The organism is Actinosynnema sp. NPDC053489 (genome assembly GCF_044544865.1).
Lineage (GTDB): Bacteria > Actinomycetota > Actinomycetes > Mycobacteriales > Pseudonocardiaceae > Actinosynnema.
Genome location: NZ_JBITXT010000013.1, coordinates 173,093 through 197,268 on the forward strand (window position 1 = coordinate 173,093; position 24,176 = coordinate 197,268).

General features: G+C 65.8%; 18 protein-coding genes and 1 pseudogene. 10 read left to right on the forward strand and 9 right to left on the reverse strand.

The genetic code is table 11. The features are described 5' to 3' along the window. Window positions 1-116 precede the first annotated feature (116 nt). Window positions 117-1,187: an integrase core domain-containing protein gene (locus tag ACIGNX_RS27415; RefSeq protein ID WP_396543583.1), complete on the forward strand. Its 1,071-nt coding sequence runs from the start codon at window positions 117-119 to the stop codon at window positions 1,185-1,187. Window positions 1,188-1,231: 44 nt separating this feature from the next. Then, complete coding sequence (locus tag ACIGNX_RS27420) at window positions 1,232-2,206, forward strand: IS630 family transposase (RefSeq protein WP_396543584.1); 975 nt, start codon at window positions 1,232-1,234, stop codon at window positions 2,204-2,206. 926 nt (window positions 2,207-3,132) lie between these two features. On the opposite strand, the gene ACIGNX_RS27425 is transcribed toward ACIGNX_RS27420, so the two are convergent. After that, the gene (locus tag ACIGNX_RS27425; protein ID WP_396543585.1) at window positions 3,133-5,415 is read right to left on the reverse strand and encodes a hypothetical protein; all 2,283 of its coding nucleotides are present in this window, start codon (window positions 5,413-5,415) and stop codon (window positions 3,133-3,135) included. A 799-nt stretch (window positions 5,416-6,214) separates the two neighbouring features. Here ACIGNX_RS27425 and ACIGNX_RS27430 point away from each other — a divergent pair. Both ACIGNX_RS27430 and ACIGNX_RS27435 read left to right on the forward strand, forming a co-directional pair. Next, window positions 6,215-6,868, forward strand: coding sequence for an integrase core domain-containing protein (locus ACIGNX_RS27430; protein WP_396543586.1), 654 nt, complete (start codon window positions 6,215-6,217; stop codon window positions 6,866-6,868). A 14-nt stretch (window positions 6,869-6,882) separates the two neighbouring features. Next, entirely contained in the window at window positions 6,883-7,146 is a 264-nt protein-coding gene (locus ACIGNX_RS27435) for a transposase (protein WP_396543660.1), read from the forward strand. A gap of 310 nt (window positions 7,147-7,456) precedes the next feature. Here the strand turns inward: ACIGNX_RS27435 and ACIGNX_RS27440 are convergent, their stop codons facing one another. Both ACIGNX_RS27440 and ACIGNX_RS27445 read right to left on the reverse strand, forming a co-directional pair. Further along, window positions 7,457-9,004, reverse strand: coding sequence for a hypothetical protein (locus tag ACIGNX_RS27440; RefSeq protein ID WP_396543587.1), 1,548 nt, complete (start codon window positions 9,002-9,004; stop codon window positions 7,457-7,459). 846 nt (window positions 9,005-9,850) lie between these two features. Beyond that, window positions 9,851-11,395: a serine/threonine-protein kinase gene (locus ACIGNX_RS27445; RefSeq protein WP_396543589.1), complete on the reverse strand. Its 1,545-nt coding sequence runs from the start codon at window positions 11,393-11,395 to the stop codon at window positions 9,851-9,853. 318 nt (window positions 11,396-11,713) lie between these two features. Here ACIGNX_RS27445 and ACIGNX_RS27450 point away from each other — a divergent pair, with 318 nt between their 5' ends. From ACIGNX_RS27450 to ACIGNX_RS27465, 4 genes and pseudogenes are all read left to right on the forward strand, one after another. Beyond that, a complete protein-coding gene (locus ACIGNX_RS27450) occupies window positions 11,714-12,844 on the forward strand; it encodes a hypothetical protein (protein ID WP_396543591.1) in 1,131 nt (376 codons plus the stop codon). A gap of 100 nt (window positions 12,845-12,944) precedes the next feature. After that, complete coding sequence (locus tag ACIGNX_RS27455; RefSeq protein WP_396543593.1) at window positions 12,945-13,697, forward strand: hypothetical protein; 753 nt, start codon at window positions 12,945-12,947, stop codon at window positions 13,695-13,697. A 1,052-nt stretch (window positions 13,698-14,749) separates the two neighbouring features. Next, window positions 14,750-14,950, forward strand: a pseudogene (locus tag ACIGNX_RS27460) (transposase); the annotation flags it as partial. A 22-nt stretch (window positions 14,951-14,972) separates the two neighbouring features. Further along, on the forward strand, window positions 14,973-15,161 hold the full coding sequence (locus ACIGNX_RS27465) for a hypothetical protein (RefSeq protein WP_396543664.1): 189 nt from the start codon (window positions 14,973-14,975) through the stop codon (window positions 15,159-15,161). A 224-nt stretch (window positions 15,162-15,385) separates the two neighbouring features. Here ACIGNX_RS27465 and ACIGNX_RS27470 read toward each other — a convergent pair whose 3' ends face one another. The 5 genes from ACIGNX_RS27470 to ACIGNX_RS27490 form a co-directional block, all read right to left on the reverse strand. Further along, window positions 15,386-16,093 (reverse strand): hypothetical protein, encoded by a 708-nt coding sequence (locus tag ACIGNX_RS27470; protein WP_396543595.1) that lies wholly within the window; start codon window positions 16,091-16,093, stop codon window positions 15,386-15,388. Window positions 16,094-16,547: 454 nt separating this feature from the next. Then, the gene (locus tag ACIGNX_RS27475) at window positions 16,548-18,335 is read right to left on the reverse strand and encodes a sensor histidine kinase (RefSeq protein ID WP_396543596.1); all 1,788 of its coding nucleotides are present in this window, start codon (window positions 18,333-18,335) and stop codon (window positions 16,548-16,550) included. A 56-nt stretch (window positions 18,336-18,391) separates the two neighbouring features. Beyond that, on the reverse strand, window positions 18,392-19,084 hold the full coding sequence (locus ACIGNX_RS27480; RefSeq protein WP_396543598.1) for a response regulator: 693 nt from the start codon (window positions 19,082-19,084) through the stop codon (window positions 18,392-18,394). A 974-nt stretch (window positions 19,085-20,058) separates the two neighbouring features. Next, on the reverse strand, window positions 20,059-20,196 hold the full coding sequence (locus ACIGNX_RS27485) for a hypothetical protein (RefSeq protein ID WP_396543600.1): 138 nt from the start codon (window positions 20,194-20,196) through the stop codon (window positions 20,059-20,061). 436 nt (window positions 20,197-20,632) lie between these two features. Next, window positions 20,633-21,646, reverse strand: a complete 1,014-nt coding sequence (locus ACIGNX_RS27490; RefSeq protein ID WP_396543601.1) for a pentapeptide repeat-containing protein — start codon at window positions 21,644-21,646, stop codon at window positions 20,633-20,635. A 186-nt stretch (window positions 21,647-21,832) separates the two neighbouring features. On the opposite strand from ACIGNX_RS27490, the gene ACIGNX_RS27495 reads away from it, so the two are divergent. Further along, complete coding sequence (locus ACIGNX_RS27495) at window positions 21,833-22,198, forward strand: hypothetical protein (RefSeq protein ID WP_396543603.1); 366 nt, start codon at window positions 21,833-21,835, stop codon at window positions 22,196-22,198. A 260-nt stretch (window positions 22,199-22,458) separates the two neighbouring features. Next, window positions 22,459-23,529, forward strand: coding sequence for an integrase core domain-containing protein (locus ACIGNX_RS27500; protein ID WP_396543605.1), 1,071 nt, complete (start codon window positions 22,459-22,461; stop codon window positions 23,527-23,529). Window positions 23,530-23,704: 175 nt separating this feature from the next. On the opposite strand, the gene ACIGNX_RS27505 is transcribed toward ACIGNX_RS27500, so the two are convergent. Beyond that, entirely contained in the window at window positions 23,705-24,169 is a 465-nt protein-coding gene (locus ACIGNX_RS27505; RefSeq protein ID WP_396543606.1) for a hypothetical protein, read from the reverse strand. Window positions 24,170-24,176 lie beyond the last annotated feature (7 nt).

Here is a 24,176-nt window from a genome sequence, read left to right on the forward strand (position 1 = left end):
CTGTATGAGGTGACCCGGAAGCTGCTCTCCGTCCCTGTGGGGTGCCAGAACCCTGCACTGAGGCGCTGAGCTGCGACGATCGCGCATCACGTGCCGTAGGAGCATGATCGTGAGGCGTGGCGCTTCGACTGCTGTACCTGATCCTCGTCCGGGTCGTCGGCTGGTTGGTCGTGCTCGGCCGGTCATCGGCGGCCAAGGACGCTGAGCTGCTGGTGCTGCGGCACGAAGTCGCCGTACTGCGCCGTACCAACCCCCGCCCGCGGCTGGAGTGGGCCGACCGCGCGGTGCTCGCCGTCCTGGTTCGCCGACTCCCTCCGCTGCTGCACGAGCACCGGTTGGTGACGCCGGCCACCGTCCTTCGATGGCACCGGCGCCTGGTCGCGAAGAAGTGGACCTACCCAAACCGGATCGGGCGACCGCCGCTCGACGACACCATCGTGGCGTTGATCGAGCGGATGGCCCGGGAGAACGCGGGCTGGGGCTACCGCCGGATTCAGGGCGAGCTGCTCAAGCTCGGGCACCCGCGTAGCCGCGTCAACAGTTCACCGCGTCCTGAAGCGCCTGCGGGTACCGCCCGCACCCCAACGCGACAGCGACACATCATGGCGACGTTTCTCCGCGCCCAGGCAGCTGGCATGTTGGCCCGCGACTTCTTCCACGTCGACTGCGCCGTCACCCTCGAGCGGGTCTACGTGTTCTTCGTGATGGAGGTCGCCACCCGCTACGTCCACATCCTCGGCACCACCACCAACCCCGACGGGACATGGACCACGCAACAAGCCCGAAACCTGCTTATGGACCTGGACGACCGGGCAGACGACTTCCGGTTCCTGATCCGCGACCGGGCCGGCCAGTTCACCACCTCATTCGACGCCGTCCTCTCCGACGCCGGCATCCAGGTCGTGAAGATCCCACCACGGTGTCCACGAGCCAACTGCTACGCCGAACGGTTCGTCGCCACCGTCAGACGCGAAGTCACCGACCGACTGCTCATCATCAACGAACACCACCTCCGGACAGTGCTGGACCGTTACGCGGTCCACTACAACCACCGACGACCCCACAGAGCACTGCAACTCGCGCCACCTCGACCAGACCGACCGATCGCACAGCCGGGCTGTACCTCGATACGCCGCCAGCCGGTTCTCGGCGGCCTGATCAACGAGTACGAACCTACAGCCGCTTAATCGCAGGTCAGACCACGTGGCCGACTTTTGGCACCCGACAGGTGGTGGCCGCGTTGGAGACCGGGAAGGTCGAGGGCTATCGGCAGGCCGCGGAGGTGTTCGGAGTCTCCGAACGCTCGGTGGGCACCTGGTGGCGTGCCTATCGACGGGACGGCCGCGACGGTCTGGCGACCCGCAGGGGACGCCCCGGTCCCGCCGAACTGGTCGGTGCGGAGGATCGGGGCACCCTGTTCGCGGCGATGGCGGACTACACACCCGAGGAGCTGCTGATCGGCGGCCCGCTGTGGACCCGCCAGGCCGTAGTCCAGCTGATCCGGCTGGTCGTCGGGGTCGACATGACCGAACAAGGCGTCGGTTTGTGGCTGCGCCGCCACGGGTTCACCCCGCAACGCCCGGCCCGCCGTGCCTACGAACAGCAGCCCGCCGCGGTGCGCGCGTGGCTCGACGAGCAGTATCCGGCGATCGAGGCCAAGGCGAAGGCCGAGGGTGCGGCGGTCGCGTGGGTCGACCAATGCGGGCTGCGGTCGGATGCCGCACCGCCGGGCCGGTCCTGGGCACCGAAGGGACACACGCCGATCGTGCGGGTGACCGGCAAACGGCTGCGGGTCAACGTCATGTCCGCCGTCGCCTCACGCGGCGCGCTGTGGTTCACCGTGTTCACCCAGCGGTTCACCGCACCGGTGTTCACCACCTTCCTCGACCGCACCGCCCGCCAAGCGGGCCGGAAGGTCCACGTCATCGCCGACCGGCACCCGGTCCACCGGAGCAAGGCCGTCCGCTCCTGGTTGGAGACCAACGCCGACCGCGTCGAACTGCACCTCATGCCCGGCTACAGCCCCGAGCTCAACCCCGACGAGTTGCTCAACGCGGACCTGAAACGCAACGTCAACGCCTCCCGAACCCACAACGTCGACCGACTCGCCCACGAAACCCGACGCTTCCTACGACGCCGCCAACGCCAACCACGCATCGTCCGCGGCTACTTCCAGGCACCGCACGTCCGCTACGCCGCCATGTAGGCAACCGAACACTTTCGATTCAATAACAACTTTAGCGTAGACGACGACGCACGCACCTCTGAGCACGGTTGGCCACGAATAGGCCGACAATTCTACGACATCTGGGCACTGCTCGGCGACAAACAGACCCTTACCTTCCTCTCCGACCAAGAGGCTGCCGCCGACGTGCTCGCCGACTGCTATGCAATATCGGAGATGTTCCAAGGCGATCGACCGCCACCCAAGAACGGCTTTAGCAACTGCGTAGCCTTCGATCCTAGCGGTCCACTAGCCCTACGGTTGCGCGAACACCACAACATTGCGATGCAGAGCTTGTATTACGGCACGGCACCTGGACCTACCTTCGACGACGTGCTTGAGCGTGTGCACGCCAATGCTCACCTCCTGGACGTACCATATGTCCCAAAATCAGTATCATCAAGCTGAACACGTGGACCAAACGCGTCGCGGCCAGAACGCCGCACTTGATCGACCGCGATTCTGTGGCGGTTCAACCCGCAGGTCAGAGTCGCGAGGCCGACATTCGCACCCACAGGGATCTGCTTGGCTCTGATGGCCTTTCTCCACCGAATCTCAGCCTAGTTGTATGAGGTCAGGATAGTGGTGACGCCGGTGTGGAGCCGAGTTTCTGTAGAAAATCCGAAGAGACGACCACTTATCCACACGGGAAGTTACACGGACTCCTCCCCCAGGTGGGTCCGATCAATGCCTGACCTGCGGAGACAGCCACCGGAGGCTTCGAATTAGCTCCGTTGAGCGCAGTCCGGGTCATGCCAACCCCGTTGCGGCACAACGAACTCTCCTTCATGCGCTCCCTCCTGCTGGGTCACTTGACCTCGAATCAAGTGGCCAGCACCCGCAGACAGCAGCACGGGGTCTGCGGCTGTGGTACCCGGAGGCCGACACCGACCGGTCGCCGAGCCAGGTCATAGCCCTGCGGCGAGCAACTGCTCGCCGTTCGGGATCTCGCCGTCGTGAGCGAGGGCGATGAGCCGCTGTGCGCAGTGCTCGTCGCCCTTCCGCGTCCGGTCGAGCAGTTCGTCGTGCTGGCCGTGTTTGGCGAGCAGCCCGGCCAGTTCCCGGCAGGCGTGGCCGAGGCCTGCGTCTGCCAACGCGCGCAACTTGTCAAGGTTGCCCGCCAGCGCCAGCCGCTTCGGAATCCACTCCTGCGCCCAGTGCTTGCCCATCGCCAGCTCCACCGCCTCCTCCCAGCAGCCCTCGTCGGCCAGGAGGTCGGCCAGTAGAACCTCTTGTAGGTTGTCGGCCAGCGGACCAGTCAGCCGGACGTGTTGCGGGTCGTGGTGCCTGAACAATGTGCCGCGCAGGAGCCGGATGGCTTGTGTGCGCTTGCCTTTCGACACCAGCTCGCGCGCCAGTGAGTGGGCCATGGTCGCAGTGGCCAGCTTGATCGCCAGCTCGTCCTCGTCCCGGTCGATGAGGGCGGCCAGCAGCCGTTCGGTCGGTGGGTAGCTGGCCTTGACGAGGCCCGCGACCGCAGCCGCGGCGTCGGCTCGGTCGTCGGTGGACAGAGTATGAGCCGCCAGATTGGCGACGGCTTCCGGCACTCCGGTCGCCGCGAGCTGGCGAAGCCGGGCGACGTTGCCTGCCGCGGCAAACCGCTCCGCCAGCCAGGCTCCGGCCCAGCCGGCTGGCTTTGTGCGCACGATCTCCAGCGCCTCGTCCCACCGTCCTTCGTCGGCCAGCACGGTGGCCAGTCGTCGAGGCTGGCCGTGCGGCATTTGCGACAACACTCCACCCCTGTCGTCGGCCGAACTAACCACGATCAGTTCGTCTGCTGACGGGAGGCTTTCTGGGGATGGCCGGTAGCGCTTCAGTAATTCGAGGAACGTCTGGCGATGGGGGAGCCAGGATCGCTGCAGCATCTCGGTCAAGTCGTGGGCGTGTATGGGTCTCGGTTCGCGGTCCAGTAGTTCGCGGACCTCCTCGACCCGGCCGTGAGCGATCAGCACGTCCAACATTCGCAGCGCGGTCGTGGTGGAGCCGGTGGCGGCGGCCTCGCGGTAGAGCGGATCGGCGTGGCGGTAGCGCAGCCGGTGGTAGGCGCTGCGGGCGAGACGGAAGCGGTCCTCGGAGTCCCAGGCGTAGGCCAGTAGGGCGTCCCAGAGGGAGTCCGGGGTAAGGGCGCGGCGGCGGGTGGAGCGACCGTGCTGATCCAGGTAGTCGTGCAGGTGGTAGCCGTCGGGCGGCCCCACGCCAGGGCGGAGGCGTTGCGGGATCAGCGCGGCGACGCCGAGTCGGGTGGCCGTGGCGGTCTCCAGGCCGCTCTCGAACCACGTTCCGGACGCGTCCACCCGGTCGTCGTCGGACAGGTAGCCGGGTGCGGCGGCGGTCAGGAGCGCGGTGGTGAGCAGGGCGTGGTGGCCCAGACGGCGCGCGTCCAGTGCCGCGGTGAGGATGGCGGTCGCGTAGCGGTCCTCGAGGGTGTCGGGGTGCTCGTAGCGCTCGACCACGGCCGGGCCGCCCGCGACGGCCTGGACGACCTCGCCGTTGTGCGCGGTGGCGAGAGCCTTCGCCAGCCGCGGGTCGGTCGGGGCGGCGGCCATCTGCGCGGCGGTGAACCGCTTGGCGACCCGGATCCGCGTGACGCGGTGGTACAGCAGGTCGCGGGCCTGTGGCTGGTTCGGGCCGGTCAGGGCGGACCAGTACTGCGGCCACAGGGTGCCCACGACCATGAACGGGCCGGGCAGTTCGAGCAGGGCGCGCAGCGCGGCGGCAGCGCGTTCGCCGTGGGTGTCGAGCAGGTGGTTCTGGGTCTCGTTGAGCCACAGGACGGTACCGGGCTCGACGCCGTTCGCCAGCACGTGCAGCAGATCCTCGGCCGTGCGCGGGTAGAGCAGCGGCCACGTGGCCAGTTCGGCGGTGACCGCCTCGTACAGCGCACGGGTCTTACCGGTGGACGACTCACCGGTCAGCACCACCATCGCGGTGCGCTTCGCAGCGAGCAGGTCGACCAGCGCCCTGTCGTGCTCACGCGCCACGTACGCCGGAAGATCCGGCAGCCGGTTTTCACCGGCCGTGACGGCCCGGTGCACGTCCAGGTCGAACGGATGCCACTCGCTGATCGGCCGGGCGGGCGAGAGGGCGTTGTGCCGTATGTGCGCATACATGTGTACGCCGCCCGCGATCGACCCGGCCTGGACGACCGCGGCCGACTCGCCGGACATCTCGTTGCGCACAGAGTCGGACACGGGTCCGACGCTACGGAACCTCGTCGGACTTCACCACGGCCCGGCTCCACTGTCCGTCCCGCGGAGGTGACAGTGGGTGCCGAACCCCCGATCAGGTATCTCCAGTGGGACGGCAAGCCACCGAGACACGCGGTGTACACCGGCAGGCGGGGTGCGGCCCGCCGGATCGGGTCTTCCATGACGGTGCCGTGCTGTAGAATTGTCCGATGGCGCGAGCGGATAAGCCGCTGAACCCTGTGCCTGCCGATAACTTCGTCCAAGCAGGTAGAGGGCCTACGAAGCCCAAGTCCTCCAAACGCTCACGAGGCACGGCTACCGTCCGCCGCGGCATCGACCAGCACGGCATGATGACCGGCTGTGCTGCTCCGACTGGCCTACCTCGGCGTAACCAACGCGTTCGCCTTGCTGCGCCTGCTGCCCATGAGCGACCGGGACAAAGACACGGAAATTCTGGCGCTGCGCCACCAGATCATGGTCCTGGAACGCCAACTCGGAGAAGCCCGCCCACGGTTCTCCCCCGCCGACCGAGCGTTCCTCGCGGCACTGCTGCACCGACTCCCGGTCGATGCGCTTCGTCGGCTCCGGCTACTGGTACGCCCGGAGACGATTCTGCGGTGGCACCGGAACCTTCTCGCCCGCCGCCACGCAGCCAGCTCCCGTCCCAAGCGGCCCGGCCGACCGCGGACCATCCGCTCGATACGGCTCCTGGTGCTGCGCCTGGCACGGGAGAACGCCACCTGGGGCTACCGCCGCATCCACGGCGATCCTCGTCCTCGGCATCAAGGTCGCCGCCTCCACTGTGTGGCAGATCCTCCAGGACGCCGGAATCGACCCCGCTCCCGAGCGCACCTCGACGAGCTGGCCGGCCTTTCTCCGCTCACAAGCCAGCGCTCTACTGGCCTGCGACTTCTTCGAGACCTCCACGTTGAGCGGCACCCGCCTGTACGTGCTCGCGGTCATCGAACACGCCAGCCGCCGGATCCGCGTCCTCGGGGCCACCGCACACCTGACCACATCCTGGGTCACCCAAGCCGCCAGAAACCTCATCATGGACCTCGGAGACCAAGACCGACACGCGCGGTTCCTGATCCGCGACCGGGACGGCAAGTTCCCGGCACTGTTCGACGCCGTCCTCGCCGACGCGGGTATCCAGGTCGTTCTCAGTGGAGTGCGGATCCCGCGCATGAACGCGATCATGGAGCGCTGGATTCACAGCTGCCGCCATGAACTCCTCGACCGAACGCTGATCTGGAACCAGCAGCACCTGCTCCACGCGTTGCACGAGTACGAGCGGTTCTACAACACCCACCGGCCCCACCAAGGCATCGACAACGCTCGACCACTACAACCACTGCCACAGCCAGTCACCGATCAGGCGACCCTCACCCGCCTCGACATCCGCCGACGGCAACGACTGGGCGGAATCCTCAACGAGTACCACCACGCCGCCTGACCTGCACGGACGACATTTTCGGCAAGCACACGGTCCGTGCCTGGCTGCGGGATAACGCCGACCGAGTCGAGCTGCACCTGATGCCCGGCTACAGCCCCGAGCTGAACCCGGACGAGTTGCTCAACGCCGATTTCAAGCGCAACGTCAACGCCTCCCGCGCCCACAGCGTCGACCGACTCGCCTACGAGACCCGACGGTTCCTGCGCCGCCGCCAACGCCAGCCGGGCATCGTCCGCGGTTACTTCCAGGCTCGCCACGTCCGCTACGCCGTCATTTAGGCAACCGAACCCTTTCGGCTCAATACTTCGCCTGCGGGATCAACAGGAAAACCTGGATTCCCATCGACACCAACTACGACGGCGTGGCCGATGGTCACCTACCAAGCCCCTGCGTGACCGACTGACAAGCACCAGCTCTGGACCCTGTACCAGTCGAGGCCGAGCCCAGACGAGCGCCAGCTCACCACCACTCCGGCCTGCCGCCAGCGCTGGCGGCAGGCCCGGTAGTGCTGCCTCAAGCCGGTAGACCCCAGATCCGCAAGAGCCAGGATGCGGCACAGCACCAAGCCGAACGTCATCGAACAGCGGGCTACCGCCCTTCGCTGTAGAGCCGCCGCCGCAACTCGCGCGGACGGGCCAGCACATCGAGAAGGTAGAGGTAGCCCAGCAAATCCAAATCATCAGGCAGGTGGCCGGTGTGATGAGCCAGCAGCGCATTGGTCCGGTCGACGCGCGCTGACTTGTTCGTACCATGGCCATGCGTCGCATTGCGCAGAAGCGTCAGGTACTCCGCCGCAGCCTTCTCCGGCGCAAGCCGATCTATGCGGCCGCCGCTTCCTGCTAGTTCAACGTCCGCAGTACCCAGCTGCCGGCGGAGATAGAAGCCGTCTTGCACGCCTTCGAGGGCCTTCACGGCTCGCTCAGCAGCAGGAAGCAAGATCTCGGCAGCTTCTGTTGGGATGGTTTCCTTCAAGTGCTCCAATGTCTTGCGCGCGGAGCTGAGGTTGAAGAGCTTGCCCAGGTCTCCTCCCTTCAGCCGTGTCAGCGTGTCAAGCACCGTGAACAACAAGACCCGCCGCGCGTTGAGGTCGCGGTGCGATACCTGGAGCGAGGCGACGCAGCGAAACAGTTGCTCAGCGGTCAGCACAGCCTGCATCTGCCTAGGTGCGCTGTGGATACCTGCGGCGTCGGAGAAAACGGCCGGGTCGCTGACGACGCTGAACATCTCATCGAGCTGCGCCACCCACCAGTTGAGTGCGTCAGTAGCCGCATGCGGACCGGGCTTGGGAGTTCGCACCGTCATCAACGGCGCCTTGACAGGAAGGAGCTGCAGCAGCTCAGCCGCATCACCTTGGGTCCCCGACGCGGGCTGTCCCAAGCTGTAGGCGATCACTCCTATTTCGCGGTGCGTGGCGAGGCTCCAGATGGCCAGCGTCAGCGCGCCCCACAACGGACCGAGGTACGCATCAAGGACGTAGGTACCGTCATACAACTGCTCGGAGGCGCCAAAGAGCCTGTCGCCGCGCTGGCCCGGCTGATTGAGATGCTTAATGTCACCCGCACGAAGCCTTTCATCGTGCTCCATGCGCAGAAGGATGCTCACCATCTTCACGCGATGCAAAAGCGCCAGTGACCTCCGCACGAAATGTACACCGGCATGCTCGAATGGGCGAACCGAGTTGTCCTCCGCAAGTCGGATATCGGTCAAGCCCTCGAAGGCGATGCGGACCGCCTCGGGCAACTGTGCGCGTGGCATCACCTGAGTTTGGAGCGTCCAGAAGGCAAACAGGTCGACGGGGGCGTGAGTCAGTTCGGCCCGCTCGCCGCGCTTCTTAAGTTCAGCCTGAATGAGGCCTGCGTCATGGAGATAGTCCATGTCTGGTCCGCTGGCGGAGCCCGTCAACTGGTCGAACCGCGGCTGGCCATGGCCGGGACCGGCGAGGTGTTCGAGCTCTATTAGTCGAGGACGCTGGTTGCGGTACCGCTCTTGGGTTGTCAGCCGCCAGGTGCTGGTAGCGCGATCAACGGGCCGCGCCTCGAACCCTGCCTCTTCAAGAAACCGCGCTGGCGCCTTGCCCCGGAACCACGCTGGCACATGCAGCAAGGCGGAGGTAGGCACATCATCTGGGCTATCCACGACGGGATCGTACGGCCGCCAGGAGATGCCTACGTCATGGTTTTCGCGGCCGTACCTTCGTGCCTATCCACCACACCGCAGCGCAGCACCATGCAAGAGGTGTACTGCACTCTCACCTATCCGTCCCGGCAGCGAGTGTCTGTTGTCGGATCGCGAGATGACATGGCCGACATCTGAAGCAGCGAACAGCGGCGCACGCCGCATAGCCTGGGTGGCTCCCGTAAGTAGCCGTTTCCGAGCTACTGGGGTTGGGCGAGTCGGCGGCTGGTGATGCGGATCACGGACCAGCGGACCATGGCCTCGTGATAGTGGGGTAGGCGTTCGTAGTCGCGGACGCAGCGGCGGTGTCCGGTGATCCTGTGGGGTTCCACAACTCTGCACCTGAGCGCTGAGCTGCGGTGATCGTACATCACGTGCCGTAAGAGCATGATCGCGAGGTGTGGCGCTACGACTGCTGTACCTGATCTTCGTCCGGCTCGTCGGTTGGCTGGTCCTGCTCGGCCGGTCATCGACAGCCAAAGACGTGGAGCTGCTGGTGCTGCGGCATGAAGTCGCCGTACTACGCCGCATAGACCCCCGCCCATGGCTGGAGTGGGCCGATCAAGCCGAAATCGCAGCAGCCGCACCAGTTCGACCCCGTCCAGGTGGAACCGCATCACGTCGAGCAGGACCAGGTTTACATCCATGACCGCGTCGAGGCACGCCCGACCGGACCCGGTCACCGCCACGTCGAGCCCGGCGAACCGCGGTGTGCTCTCCGACAGTTCGCGGATCCGCATGTCGTCGTCCCCTATCAGGACCCGCGCACGCCCCACTTGCGTCGCGAGCCTGTGAGAGCCCCCGTGCTCAGCAGGTGAGCAGCTGAGACGGCGGGGTCGTGTGGTCGAGCCGTTTCACGTAGGCGTCCCCGCCAACGGCGGCGCGCTGTGCGCACGCGTCGTCCTGGGTGGCGAAGCTGCCGTAATACACCGCGTAGATGTCGGCCCCGTCGAGTTGCCTGCGCAGCGAGCCGCACCCGGTCGTCGGCGAGTGCAGGTACCGGGCGCCGGGGTGGTTGGCCATAAGTCGCTGCACGTCGGTACGGTATCGCGCCGGTTCGACGGCCGCCCCGACGAACGTGACGTAGGTGCCGTCACAGGTGGGCACGCTCATCGGCTCGGCCAGCCCGAGGTCCGCACCGGAAGGCGCCGCGACGGCCGGTGGCACGCTGACCGGCGGTGGTGAGGTTGTCGCCGGTGCTGCTGTTGTCGCCGACGAGGGCGTCAACGACGAGGGCGTCGGCGTCGACGACGTGGTGATCCCGGCGCCGCTCGCCGGGATGGATTGCTTCGTTCGCGTCCCGTCAGCGCTGGTCGCGGTCCCCGGCGTCGACCGTCCGGCGAGGTTGACCGTCGCGCTCACCGCGGCCGTCGCCAGCACGACTGCCACGGCCGCGACCAGCCACGGCGTCCGTCGAGGCCGTGCAACCGCGTGCACCAACGTCGGCGGGGGCGCGACCGGCGGCAGCGGGGCGGGCAGCGCATGTCCGGTGAGCGCCGCCCGCGCGGCGGCGGCCAGTGCGCCCGCGCTCGCGAAGCGGTCGGCCGGGTTCTTCGCCATCCCCCTCGCAATGACCGCGTCCAGGGCGGGCGGCAGCCCGGGTCGCACCGCGGCAAGCGAGGGTGGCGGCTGGTTCAGGTGCGCGCCGATCAGCGATGCGGCGGTGGTGCCGGGGAACGGTTTGCTGCCGGTCAGGCACTCGTGTAGCAGGCACGCCAGCGAGTAGACGTCCACCCGGTAATCGGTGGGGCCATCGCCGAACCGCTCCGGCGCCATGTAGTCCAGCGTGCCGATCGCGGCACCGGTCCCGGTCAGCCCCGTCGACGCGTCCAGCGCCCGCGCGATCCCGAAGTCCACCAGATACGCGAACCCGGCATCGGCGACGAGGACGTTGGACGGCTTCACATCCCGGTGCACCAGGTTCTGCGCGTGGGCGGCGCCGAGCGCCTGCCCGACCTGTTCGACGATCCCCACAGCCTCCCCGGGGTCGAGCGGGCCGCCGCCGCGCAACCGCGCGGCCAGATCCTGTCCGTCGACAAGCCGCATGTCGAGGTACAGCCGCCCGTCCAGCTCACCGTAGGCGTGAATCGGGATGATGTGCGGCTCCTGCAACCGCGCCACCGCGTGCGCCTCCCGCCGAAACCGCTCCCGGTACTCCTCGTCCTCCGCGAACCGCGCGGCGAGCAACTTCAGCGCGACCATCCGGTCGTGCCGGGTGTCATAGGCACGCACCACCTCACCCATCCCACCCCGCGCGATGAGCGACTCCACCCGATAAGGCCCATACTCCCAAACCACCGAACAACCCCTCCGGCCCTCATACCGCGCCCGACCACCCGCACGTCGGGCCACCCCACCCGTTCGTTACACAGGGACCGGCGCCAGGAACCCACCCACACCCGTGCTGTGCCGGTGCCCGCCTCGTCGTGGCGGAGTTGCCCGGCCGGATCGGATGACGCCCGCCGACGACCGGGTGTCCATGAGCCCTTTCCCACCTCACCCAGCCACAAGACGAAAGCGAGAAAGGCTCTAGTCAGCTCGGTGATGCGAACGGTGGAGCAGCGGATCCTGCGCAGCAGCCGCCAGGCATTGAGGGTGAAGACGACCCGTTCGCCCAGGGCGCGGGTGCGGACGTGGGAGCGGTTGAGCGCCTGCTGACCGGGTGAGAAGGTGTGCCACTTACCGCGACAGGGCACGCGGACCGGGCCGCGGTCGCTGGATGCCTTTCTATCTGGGCGTCCTGCCCAGCGGCGTATAGAGGGCATCAGACCGATGGCTAATGATCCACCGATCCGGAACGACTCAGATCGTGTGGTGAACACGTGCTCGTGGTGGTCCAAGGCGGTGTGGACGTCGGTGGCCGCCGAACTGCGGGATCATCTGGATGGTGGGCTCGGCGGGCTGCTCACCGAGGACGTGGTGCGGTTCGCCACCGCGCGGGCCCTGGTGGCCGCCGGTGTGGACGCGGCGATGTTGCGGGTCGAGGCGCCGCACCCGGCGTTGAAGGGTTCACGGGTCGATCTGGTGGTCGGGCGGCCTTCACCGGTGGCGTTGATCGAGTTGAAGTTCCCGCGGGAGCCGAACGAGGTGAACGCGGCGTGGACCATGGCCTTGGGCGAGGTTCTCAAGGACTTCTACCGGCTGGCCGCTTATCCCGGTGAGGTCGACCGGGTCTTCGTCTACGTCGAGAGCACCCGCCTGCGCGGGTACATGGCCGGTGTCGCGCGGCGCCACGGCGTCGACCTGGACGCCGACACGGTGGCACTCACCCCTGCCGCCGTCGCCGGACTGCCCGCCACGGCCCTGAGGATCATCGGCGCGGACCTGGCCCGCCACTCCGTCACGGCGACCCGTCTCGCGCTCATCCCCGTCGACGACACCCTGCGCCTGACCGTCTACCACGTCGACCCGCTCGCCACCGCGCAGACCGCGGACCTGCCCGAAGGCGATCCCGGGGTGAAGCGGCCTGTACCTGCGGTGGAGGTGACGCGGCAAGCGGCCGAGACGGTCACCGGAACCGACACGCCGCCCATCCGATCGACCGCCCGCGCCGTACGGGAGGGTGCGCGCAGGGAGATCCTCGATGCGGTCCAAGCCGTGTTGACCCGGTCCGGCGCGTCGACCTTCACGCTGGCCGAGGTGCTCGCCGAGATGGCCCGCCGGGGCACCGGTTACGCCGAGGGCACCATCCGCACCATGGTCACCTCGCACCTGTGCCGCAACGCCCCCGACCACGCCGCCACCACCTATGACGACCTGGAACGAGTTGATCGCGGCCGCTACCGACTGCTATCGGACTGAGCGGCACCCGCGGTCGGGAACGATTCGTACCCACCACGCGACACAGAAGCGCCCGAGTGCCCGACAGTGTGTCCACGATCCCGCATCCCCTGGAGGACTGATGCAGCCGCAGGCCCACGACAACACCTCGGTACTGGGTCGCCTGCTCGACGAGATCTCCTGGGAGGGCGCCAACGTCCGCAGCTACCGCGACGGGGGCCGCGGACGCGAGAACGTTTTGACCGCCGAGGTCCTCACCGCCCTGGACTTCCTCCCCCGCCGCGCCTTCCTCGGCGCCGTGCTGGACAACGCCCACGGCGCCGACCACGCCCGCCACACCCTGTCCCGACAGATCGAGGACGCCCAGGTGGTCTTCCTGCCCGACGAGATCGTCCTCAACCCCGACGGACGCTCCCGCGGCGACCGACTGATCGTCCAACCCGACGCCGCCATCACCACCCCCACCGCCCACGCCCTGATCGAGGCCAAGAAAATCGGACGCAGCTCCTTCCAACCCCAGCAGCTGGCCCGCGAATACCTCGCCGTCACCCGACAGGCCGGTGACCGGACACCGCTGCTGCTGCTCATCCTCGGCACCCCACCACCCGTGGCCGTCACCGGACACGGCCGCCTGCCCATCCACGACGCGATCGCACACCACCTGCCCACCGTCCACACCCTCGCACATCACCCCAGCCCCGTGGACGAACTGACCGCCCGCATCCCCGACGTCTGTGCCTGGACCACCTGGCACGACCTCGCCCACACCGTGCTCACTCAACACGCCCACACCACGAACACCGACCCCTCGACCACCGCGGCCATCACCCGACTGGTCACCTCCATCACCCACGCCGTCGCCCGCCACTCCTGACACAATCGCTCGACCGGCAGGAATGCCCTTCGGTCGGCACGACATCGCTCTACGACCTCACGGAAGTACGCCAGCCCACGACCTCGGGCAACACTGCAGCCGGTGAGTACGGAATGCGCCGACGCACCTGCCGCCACGCAGCGTGGTTCCTCGAAAGGGCGGGGACAGCCTTCGCAACCGGGACTACCGGTACCGCCAGCTGCACGACACCGCGCTGTAAACCTTTGACTGCGTGCAAAAACACCTCGAACGGCAACATCCAAGCAAAGCTGTAGAGTCATATAGGACACCGTAAGTCGCCTTCAGCAGAGCCTGAAGAGTCGACCACTTGACCAACCGATATGTTGCGGACTCCCCCCAGAATTGCCCAAATCATGACCCGACCTGCGGAAACACTAAAACTGCAGGTGGCGACGGTGCAGTTGAATGCACTTCATCACGGTTCGCTCCGGTTTATTCTCCTTGAATCCTCCCAATCGCCTCTCATCTTCCTTCCGCGGCAGGCTTATGCCGACGGCATCAGCCGTCGAACACATGTACGCAAATCAAGTGACCAGAGTTGTCACCGGTACCGAGAGTGCTACGACCACGATATCTTCCCCACCAATACGGTTTGATCAACAGGCTCAGCACTGCGGCGGCCAACGCGCAGGTCAGACCAAGGATGCCGACTTTTGACACCCCGCAGGTCGTGAGGGGTACCGGGCGGTGGTGGCCGAACGGGCGGCGGCGGGGTCGCGGGCCCGGCCGAAGGTCCTGGCGGTCGACCGGGACCCCGCAGTGCGTGCCTGGGTGCTCGGATTGTTGTGAATCGGCTGGTCACCGGCCTCGATCGCGGGCCGGTTGGCACGTGATCACGACCGGCGGCAGGCTGATCGGGTGAGTCACGAGGCCATCTACCAGTGGGTCTACGCCCAGCCCGTCGCCACGTTGCGCCAGGAACTGGTCGCACTGCGCACCGGGCGCACCCGAAGGAGCGGGCCGCGTCCGGCACGGCGCATCCGCGAGCCCCGCTACCTCGACCAACCTCCGCCGAGGCCGAGGGCCGGGCGGTGCCCGGTCACTGGGAGGGCGACATCGTCGTGGGCAAGGGCGGCAGGACTGCCGTGGCCACTCTGGTCGAGCGGACCAGCCGGTTCCTCGTCCCGAATCCGCTGACCGGGCGCGACTCCCTGACCGTGACCCAGGCGATTATCTCCGCGGTCGGCCCGCTCCCGGCCTCGATCACACGGTCGCCGACCTGGGACTGCGGCTCCGTGATGGCCCTGCACAAGGATGTCACCGCCACCGGGCTGCCGGTGTTCTTCGCACCCGCATTCCCCGTGGGAATGCGGCGGCAACGAGAACCTCAACCGGATCGTCCGCAAGTACCTGCCCAAGGGCATCGAGATCACCAGCGACCCGCACTACCTGGCCGCCATCGCCGTCAAGATCAACGACCAACCCCGTAAAATCTACGACTAGCGCAAACCCAGCGAGGCATTCACCGAACTACTCGAACTGGATGCTTCCACCGCCTGAACTCGTCTTACCCACGGCGAAGGGACCATCTGAGCTGGCTCAACTGCCCATCGGGTGTCGGGCGCTACAAACGATGGTTGCGAGTGTCTCAGCGGCGAACCCCACACCGTAACCGGAAACCGACCACCAGCCACGCGGCTCCACATCAGCGTCCTGGCCTCATACAATTAGTCCCCCCATTCCTCCCAGACGTAAAGCTTCCTAGGCTTTTCCTTCCAAGATTGCCGAAACCGGCCAGGTGAGGTGACGGCAAGGAAGAAGAGGATCAGGTATCCAACGAGAACTGCCAGCACGACCCAATAGGACCACACCACCTCAGTCGTGTACTGCGGGTCGCCTTCGTTATACCCAATCAGCGCGCCCAGACCTGCAAAAATAAGTAACGCAGCACTAAGAAAACCCGGGATCGATACTGCGAACAGCGGCCATGGTGACCATTTCTGCACCGCCACCACGTGCGCCAGTATCACAACCAGGACCGAAATAATGAAATACACCTCCGTGAACGGATCCCAGTGAGCAGTGGCAGGAACATTTCCCCAGTTTACGTAGTCCGGCAGCGGCACACCCTCACGCAACCCAAGCAAGACTCCCATCTCGACAGCTACTAGATGACCAACGATCAAGTATAAAGATTGTGAGACGACTACAATGACCGCATTCAACGCCACTCTAGTTTTTCGCGGCATATCGACGGTTCTGAACCGACCGTAGGCCTGCCCCGCCCCAGCGGCGACACTGCGCAGAACTTTCCACCAACTCGAAAGAAATACAAGAATAACAAACAGTAGAACGACTAGGCTTTCTTTGCCGAATAATTGCTCCAGCAAGTTCTGTACAACGTCGTCGGGGGCAGGAAGATCCGGGGCTTCCATGACAATACTTCTTTCATGAAGATATTCAGCAAATGGCGAGTCAAGTAGCGGAATCCACCGCTTCCAGAAGTCCGTCGAATACCTTGCCAGCCCTCTCCGGTAATTGATCCACTAAGGCCTGCCGTTGATGCAGGCGACAATAGCGACGAGCGGCAGCCGACAGAAGTGATATCGACTCGTTTGCGCGAGACTCGCGCACAATTCGATTAAGACTCTCGTTGCCGCCACGAGCGCGGACGAGTGGGCAAAGAAACCGAAAAGTCGGAAATGGTCGCCTACTTTTATAGAGCCATATCGTAGTTATTACCACCAGGTCAAGTGACCACTTCCTTACCTTCAGCAGCACCATCGCTACAGCAGTCCGCTCATAGGGTTGAACCTAACCAAGTCCCCAGAGTGGTCGACCGCAGCCATCGAAGAAGAGGATTACCAGCCCGCTATGAGCACTTGCAAGTCAAGGAGAAGGCGTAAGCACAGGCTTGTCCCGATAGGCCCGAATATATGCCGCGATTGCCACCAGCAACAGTAATGCGTAAGCGGCCGCTGAGCCGTACAACGTCGACCCTGTTTTCACATGAGCCACTAGCATGTAGGTGGTATAGAGGCCCACTAACACCCACGGCACAAGGTAGACGACGCCCAATAGAATCCGGTACGGCCATGGCGCAACACTTGGGTTAACAATATACTCCCCCGCCCGTGAACCAATCCGATCTCGGGCGTCCGGAGCGATGCCCGTCTGCTCGAACAGCACGTTCTCGACAGCCATCGCGGACGCCCCTCGTCTGCCCTGCAAAGCCACTAATAACGTGCTGTAGAGCATGCCGATCCACAACGGGATGGGTACCAGCGCCGCTCCCAGTTGCGGCAACTGGGGCACCTTGTCCAGGAATGCCACCGACGCCGCCGCATATGCCAAGACCGCACCAAGGAGTGCAATATTGATGTTGAGCAGGGTGACGTTCTCCGACCGCTCCGCCTGGTACATCGATCCCAACGCGGCGACCTCGGTCGCGTTGCCGTGGCTGTCACCTGGTTCCGCCATGATTTCACCTTCTCGTGTCGTTGCAGGTGGTGTTACCGGGATCGCTGCCCGATTACCTCCGCTCGGCAGGCGGATTTCCACGGTCGTGCCGCTGCCGGGGTGGCTGTCGATTGAGACAGTGCCGCCCTTCTCAGCCAATCCGGCCGACATGGAGTAGGACAGGCCCGTGCCGAGCGGAGTGATGTCCTGGTCGAAGCCGGAGCCGTGGTCGGTCACGGTCACGACTAGTTCTCCGTCCTCTTCTCCGGTGGCGACGACCCACGCCTGGGTCGTGCCAGCGTGTTTCGCGACGTTGTTGAGCGCTTCGGTGACCGCGTGGGTGACAGCGTTGACCGCGTCGGCCTCCAGCCCGGCGGGCAGCCCGTCCGAGCTGTAGTGGACGTCCAGGTCGTGTGCGCCCTGCAAGAAGACCGCCTCGGCCAGCGCCGAGTCGAGCTCGGGTGCCGCGTCGGAGGTGATGGAGGCGACGACCGAGCGGAGGTAGCGGGCGTCACGCTCGCACTTGGCCCGAACCCGCGGTGACAGGTCTTCCTGACGGGACAGGATGGTCAGCGTGGTCAGCACATTCGTGTGCAGCAGGTCGTATTGGCGGATGCGTTCCCGCGCGCGTGCTTCAGCTTCCCGAGCCCGTAAGGCATCCTCCGCTTCGGCATCGGCCCGGCGGGCGGTGTCGACTAGCTTGGCGGCCACGAGACCCGCCGCGACGGTGAACACCACTAGCTGGCCGGTGACCCCGAGCAGCGTGCCAGCTTCCTCGAAGCCCCGATCGCGCAGTCCGGTCACCAGGTAGGCCCCGCCCAGGGCCGCCACGGCGCCCGTACCCCACCGGTAGCCGCCGTAGACCTGCGCCAGCACGGCCACGCCGGTGGCGGGTGCGGGTGTCCAGTTCTGCCAGGTCGCCACCGCCTCGGCCGGCAGGACGAAGCCGACCAATAGCTCAGCCGTCGTCATCACGGCAACGGCGGCGGCGATCGGGAATGCGCCGACCTCGGGACGTCCGCGCAACCACCATAGAAACCCTGTGGCCCAGAACAGGTAGACCACATAGCTCGCCACGGCAGAGAAGGGGGCATGCGAGGATTCCGATTCCGACCAGAACAGGAGCAGCCCCCACGGCAGGACCTGAGCCGTCCAGAGCAGGGTCAACGCGCGTAACAACCAGGCTCTGACCTGGCTCTCGACTCCTCGGGTGTGCATGGTGACAAGCCTGCACGCCTCGTGGTCAGTTCCGCGACGATGATTTCATCGTCATCTCACAGATCGTCGCCGTCCTCCCGAAGTCGCTCCTGGAGGTCGGCCACGGTGCTGAAGTGCCTGCCCGCCGCGCGGTACTTGTCCTTGGCCCGGTTCAGGTAGCCGTAGGCGGTGCTTTCCGTGACACCCAACCGCTCCGCGATGACCTTCATGGGCACAGCTCGACCACGAAGCTTGACCACCTCGGCTTCTTGGACGGACAGTTTAGGACGATCAGGAGTACGGTCGCGGCTGATCGCGAACGCCAACTCCTGGTCGAGCGTGTACCGGCCAGCAACGATGTCGCGGATCGCACGGACCAGAGAATCCACGTCGCCGTCCTTGACGTGGTAGCCGACCGCGCCCGCCCTGACCGCGTCCACCTTGTAGCGCTGCCGGGCGTGCACCGACAGCAGCAACACCCTGTCCCCGCGGCGCACGAGGCGGTCGATGTTGTCGACGAACCGCGTCCCGTTCCCGAGTTGGAGATCCAACAGCACGACGTCATCGGACGGACTGAGGGCCAGGTACCCCGCCACCCCGGTGGCGACGTTCCCTACTTCGATGTCCGGCGCCCGACCAGACAGCCAAGCACCAGCGCTGCCCAGGACCATCGGATCATTGTCGATCAACCCGACCCGGATCACCCCGGACTCCGGCGAGGCGGTCGGACCGATACCCGCGGTCCCGGATGATAAGGGCGTCGTATCCATGCCTACTTCTACCGCAAGCACACCGACTGCTGCCGGAGGCCGAGCACGACACGATCATGCACCACCCACTCGCCGTCCGCCCTCGCCCCGACAACACATCGCTGCCGTCAACCTGCCCGAGGTTATCCCCCTCGGACCCAAGCGGCGCGCCCACGCTGGCGCGCACTGGTCGGACTGGGCCGCAACACTCAAGTTGCCCACCGCCGAGCCCGGCCTGGTGCCACGCTCGGCCCTGCCCCTCAGGGCCTGGTCCGCCACGACACCGGCGTGATCATGGCCGTTGCCATCGCCTCCTGCCCGAGGAACTGGGGCGCGTCCGCAACCGGGACTACCGGTCTGCTGGCTGCGCGACGGCACGCTGTGACCCCGGCCGACCTCCCGAGAAGCACCTCGAATGGCAACATCCAAGCAGAGCGATAGAGTCAGACAGCACACCGCAAGTCGCCTTCAGTCGAGCCTGAAGAGACGACCACTTGACCAACCGATATGTTGTCGACTCAACCCCCAGAATTGCCCAAATCATGCCCTGACCTGCGAAAACTTTAAATCAGCAGGTGGCGACGATGCAGTTGAATGCACTTCATCGCGGTTCACTTCGGTTCATTCTCCTTGAATCCTCCCGATCGCCTCCCATCTTCCTCCCACCGCAGGCTCATGTCGACCGCAACAGCCGTCGAACACATGTGCGCAAATCAAGTGACCAGCGCGTCCATAGACAGCGGCACTGCTGTAGCCGCAACAGTTTGTGCCACCGACGCAACTTGACCGTCAGGGCGTAGCCATGACTCTTGAAGCCGCAGGTCAAAGCCGCCACGTCACCTTCGCGCTCTGGTAGACCCGCTGGTGCGATGACTTAACAGCTGGAGATCCCACGGACGGCGAACTGACAGCTTGTTGCGGATCTCGATCGGCCCGCCCGAAAACCACGTTCGGTAGGCGGGGCCGGCCCAGCGACCCACCCCGCCCCTCATCGTTCACTCCTCCGAGACCGCCTTGGCCTCCCGCCTGGACCGCGCCAGCCGGGCTGCAACGATCCTGCCCACGGCGTTGATCACCGCAGCAACAACGCCCGCACCGGCGGAGATGATCACGACTAACAGTTCCAAAGGCATACCGGACTCCCGTCCCTGCTCAGATGACCCCTCAAACTTCAAGCGAAGTCGGGAACCACGCGGAGACGGTGGCGATTCGCCAGTGGAGACAGCACTCGGCAGGGAGACACCTCAACCCGCGCCAATCACAGACCGCTGCTCCCCACCGCGACCACCGGGGGGAAGCCCGCTACCCCACCAACAGGCCACCGACGGACAAGGTTCCCGACCAGCCATCCGAGACGTCGGGAACACGACCACGACCCTGTCCTCACCCGCATCCTCGGCGGTCTGATGGACGAGTACGGACACGTCACTTGACCAGCAGCGATGACTTGTCGAGCGGCACACGATCTTGCTTCCGCGCACGCGCGGAGTGTTCCCTCCTACGCCACCGGATCTTCCTCGGGTTACATCACCGAAAGTACGCCAGAGCCGCTCGTCTTACAGTCCCCGCTCAGGCTCGCTTCTGGAGCTTGGTCCAACCGTCGTCTCCGTTGGGCGGGTTCTGGTGCCACGCCGGTGGCCATGTGGTCGTCTTGTTGGTACGAGTGGTGGCGTCATCGAGGTCGATGCCCTCGGGTGCCTCGACGTCGGCGAAGGACACGTTGCCGTGGAAGGTGGCGGAGCGGAAGTTGGCCCGGTACCGGAAACTGGCGCGGTCAAGGATTACGTCGCCGTGGAAGGTGGCTCCACGTAGCCAGGTAGGGCCGGTGAAGACCGCGTCGGCGAACGAGGCGTTACCCATGATCGTCACGCTGGCCATGCGGGTGTTGGGGTGGATGCGGCAGCCTTCGAAATTGGGGTTGATGAGGGTGGCGTTGCCGAGGTAGATGTCCAGGTCGTCGCCCCAGTAGTCCGGTACGGGCTGACCTTCGACCGCCGGTGGGCGGTGGATGTGCGCGCGGAGGAGGCTCTGGACGGCGTAGCGGACCTCGATCTCCTGTCGACGTTCCCGTCGGTCCTGTTCCCCGATCGGTTCGGCGCCCGCTTCCAGTTGTCGCGGTGTGGGGCGTTCGTCGGGGTCGAGGTAGGGCATGCGCAGATAGGAGCAGAACACGCTGACCACCGGGCGGCGCTGGTCGGGGTGGTCCTGGGCGAGCCGTTCCAGGGCATAGAGGGCGGCCATCCGAACCGCGGCCTGGTCGGACCCGAGCATCTCGGATGCCTTGGTGTACAGGTCGGTCACCCGGCGCTGCTCGTTGTCGTGGCGGGTGTCGGCGGCGACCTGTTCCGTGGAGCGCTGCCGGCGCCACGCCAGGTAGAGCGCAACGGCCCCACCACACGCTGCGGCGACGCTCAATCCGATCTTGACCGCATCCAGTCTCGCGACGCTCAGATCGCGACCGGTCAATCCAGAGGTCCCGACGAACCACAACACCGCGGTCAGCAGCGCCGCGACACCGACGATGACGACAGCGCTCCACACCAACGCTCGACGGGGTAAGACATCCGAGGTTCGGTCGACCATCTCTCATTGATAGCGCAGCACCCACACCACGCACGCCAGCACCGCACCGTGGATCAACGATCCGGTGCGGTTGCTACCAGGCACCTCAAGACGCGCCGAACCCTCCGAATCGGCGGATGAGCCCGAGAGAGCGGTCCAGGATGAGCAGGTGAACTCGAGGATCTGAGCACCGACAGGCCCAACGAGGTGGCCTGCTACCTCGCCGCAGGTGAGGCCGCCCGCCGTACCCTCCACCCAATCGCGCTGCGAGAGGACGGACGACGATGGCTGCTGATCGTCAACGGGCAGCATGCGCGGGTCTTCGCCCGTCGCACCGCCGCAGCCCGGCCGATGCGCCGCGGTACCGGGCAGGACACAGCCGACGCCCACTCCCTGATCTTCGTCGACCTCTCCGAACCCACACCGCGCTTCTGCATCACCCCACCCGACGTGAGCGCCGGTCAGGTCGAGCAGTGGCCCGACCGGTGGGACCGCTTCGACACCTGCACAAATCAAGTGACTGGAGTTGTCACCGGCACCGAGAGTGCTGCGACCACGACATCTCCCCACTGACGCGGGTTCAACAAGTCCAGCACTGCGGCGCCAACTCGTAGATCAGACCACGTAGCCGACTTTTGGTATCTCAGACGTCGTCAGAGATGTCCAGGTGACCGTGCGCGGGGTCGAACACAGCGATCTGCCGCTGGTCGTAGGGGACGCCGGGTGGCAGGGACGCGAAGTGCCAGTGGACGTGTGGGGTTCCAGAACTCTGCACTGAGGCTCTGAGCTGCGGTGATCGTGCAGAAGTAGCTGTAGGAGCATGATCGTGGGGCGTGGCGCTACGACTGCTGTACCTGGTCTTCATCCGACTCGGTGACTGGCTGGTCCTGCTCGGCCGGTCATCGGCGGCCAAGGACGTGGAGCTGCTGGTGCTACGGCACGAAGTCGCCGTACTGCGCCGCACCAACCCCCGCCCGCGGCTGGAGTGGGCCGATCGCGCGGTGCTCGCCGCGTTGGTGCGCCGACTCCCCCGACTGCTGCGCGAGCACCGATTGGTGACGCCAGGCACTCTTCTTCGATGGCACCGGCGCCTGGTCGCGAAGAAGTGGACCTATCCCCACCGCACGGGCCGCCCGCCTGTCGACGACATCATCGCGGCATTGATCGAGCGTATGGGCCGAGAGAACGCCGGCTGGGGCTACCGCCGGATCCAGGGCGAGCTGCTCAAGTTCGGCCACCGGGTAGCCGCGTCAACGGTTCGCCGCGTGCTCAAGCGCCTGCGCATCCCGCCCGTGCCCCGGCGGGACACCGACACCTCCTGGCGACGGTTCCTGCGCGCGCAAGCCGCGAGCCTGATGGCCTGCGACTTCTTTCACGTCGACTGCGCCGTCACCCTCAAACGCGTGTACGTCTTCTTCGTGATGGAGGTCGCCACCCGCTACGTGCACATCCTCGGCACCACCACGAACCCGGACGGCCCCTGGACCACCCAACAAGCCCGCAACCTACTCATGGACCTCGGCGACCGGACAGACGACTTCCGGTTCCTGATCCGCGACCGGGCCGGCCAGTTCACCGCCTCGTTCGACGCGGTCCTCTCCGGCATAGGTGTCCACGTCGTGAAGATTCCGCCACGGTGTCCACGAGCCAACGCCCACGCCGAACGGTTCGTCGGAACAGTCAGGCGAGAAGTCACCGACCGCCTGCTCATCCTCAACGAACACCACCTGAGGACGGTGCTGAACCGCTACGCGACCCACTACAACCACCGACGACCCCACAGAGCACTGCAACTCGCACCACCACGACCAGACCCGCCGATCGCAGAGCACGGCTACACCTCGATACGCCGCCGACCAGTCCTCGGCGGCCTGATCAACGAGTACGAACCCACAGCCGCCTAACCACAGGTCAGACCCCGTGGCCGACTATTGGCACCCCACAAGTCATGCAGCGTGCATGACTAGCCAGCACCGCGTGGCGCGCTTTGGGCCATTACGCGAACCGATGAGTGATGCGCAGCTCGGCAGTCCCGATACCTGGTTGCCAGCACAGCAAAACGCACGAGCCCAGCGTTGCCTACCGGCGGCGTCGTCCGGCACGTAGCAACGACTGCGCACGAGCGCCGAGCTCGTCGATATCGGCACCCCACAACGGCGGCTGTCCATCACCATCACAGCACGCTGGTTTGAGCCGAGGTTGCTCCGGCACCACAACGCGAAACATCCTGTACACCTCGTCATAGACGTTCGCGCTGGATCGGTTGTCGTGCTCGGCAACCGTCACGACTACCGCACTGCTCGGACTCTCAAAAGCCACGAGGACGCGCCAGCGATTCCGCAGGTGCGATACACACAAACGCTCAACCATCTCGCCGGAAAGCCGGTACTGCAGCGCACGGCACCCCTCGGCCTTCACCCGCGCGAGCCACGCAAGCCACGCGTCACGATCTTTCCCGCGCAGCGCGTTGATCTGTCTGCTGGCAAGAGGAAGGGCCTCAACGCGGCATGGCATCGGCACATCCTGCCAGTACCGTGCCAGCACCGGCCAG

What these genes read in the sequence shown, in the direction of transcription:
- ACIGNX_RS27455 (WP_396543593.1), top strand. Translation starts at nt 12,945, where the DNA reads ATGCAGCCGCAGGCCCACGACAACACCTCGGTACTGGGTCGCCTGCTC.
- ACIGNX_RS27465 (WP_396543664.1), top strand. Translation starts at nt 14,973, where the DNA reads ATGTCACCGCCACCGGGCTGCCGGTGTTCTTCGCACCCGCATTCCCCG.
- ACIGNX_RS27470 (WP_396543595.1), bottom strand. Translation starts at nt 16,093, where the DNA reads ATGGAAGCCCCGGATCTTCCTGCCCCCGACGACGTTGTACAGAACTTG.
- ACIGNX_RS27475 (WP_396543596.1), bottom strand. Translation starts at nt 18,335, where the DNA reads ATGCACACCCGAGGAGTCGAGAGCCAGGTCAGAGCCTGGTTGTTACGC.
- ACIGNX_RS27480 (WP_396543598.1), bottom strand. Translation starts at nt 19,084, where the DNA reads ATGGATACGACGCCCTTATCATCCGGGACCGCGGGTATCGGTCCGACC.
- ACIGNX_RS27485 (WP_396543600.1), bottom strand. Translation starts at nt 20,196, where the DNA reads ATGCCTTTGGAACTGTTAGTCGTGATCATCTCCGCCGGTGCGGGCGTT.
- ACIGNX_RS27490 (WP_396543601.1), bottom strand. Translation starts at nt 21,646, where the DNA reads ATGGTCGACCGAACCTCGGATGTCTTACCCCGTCGAGCGTTGGTGTGG.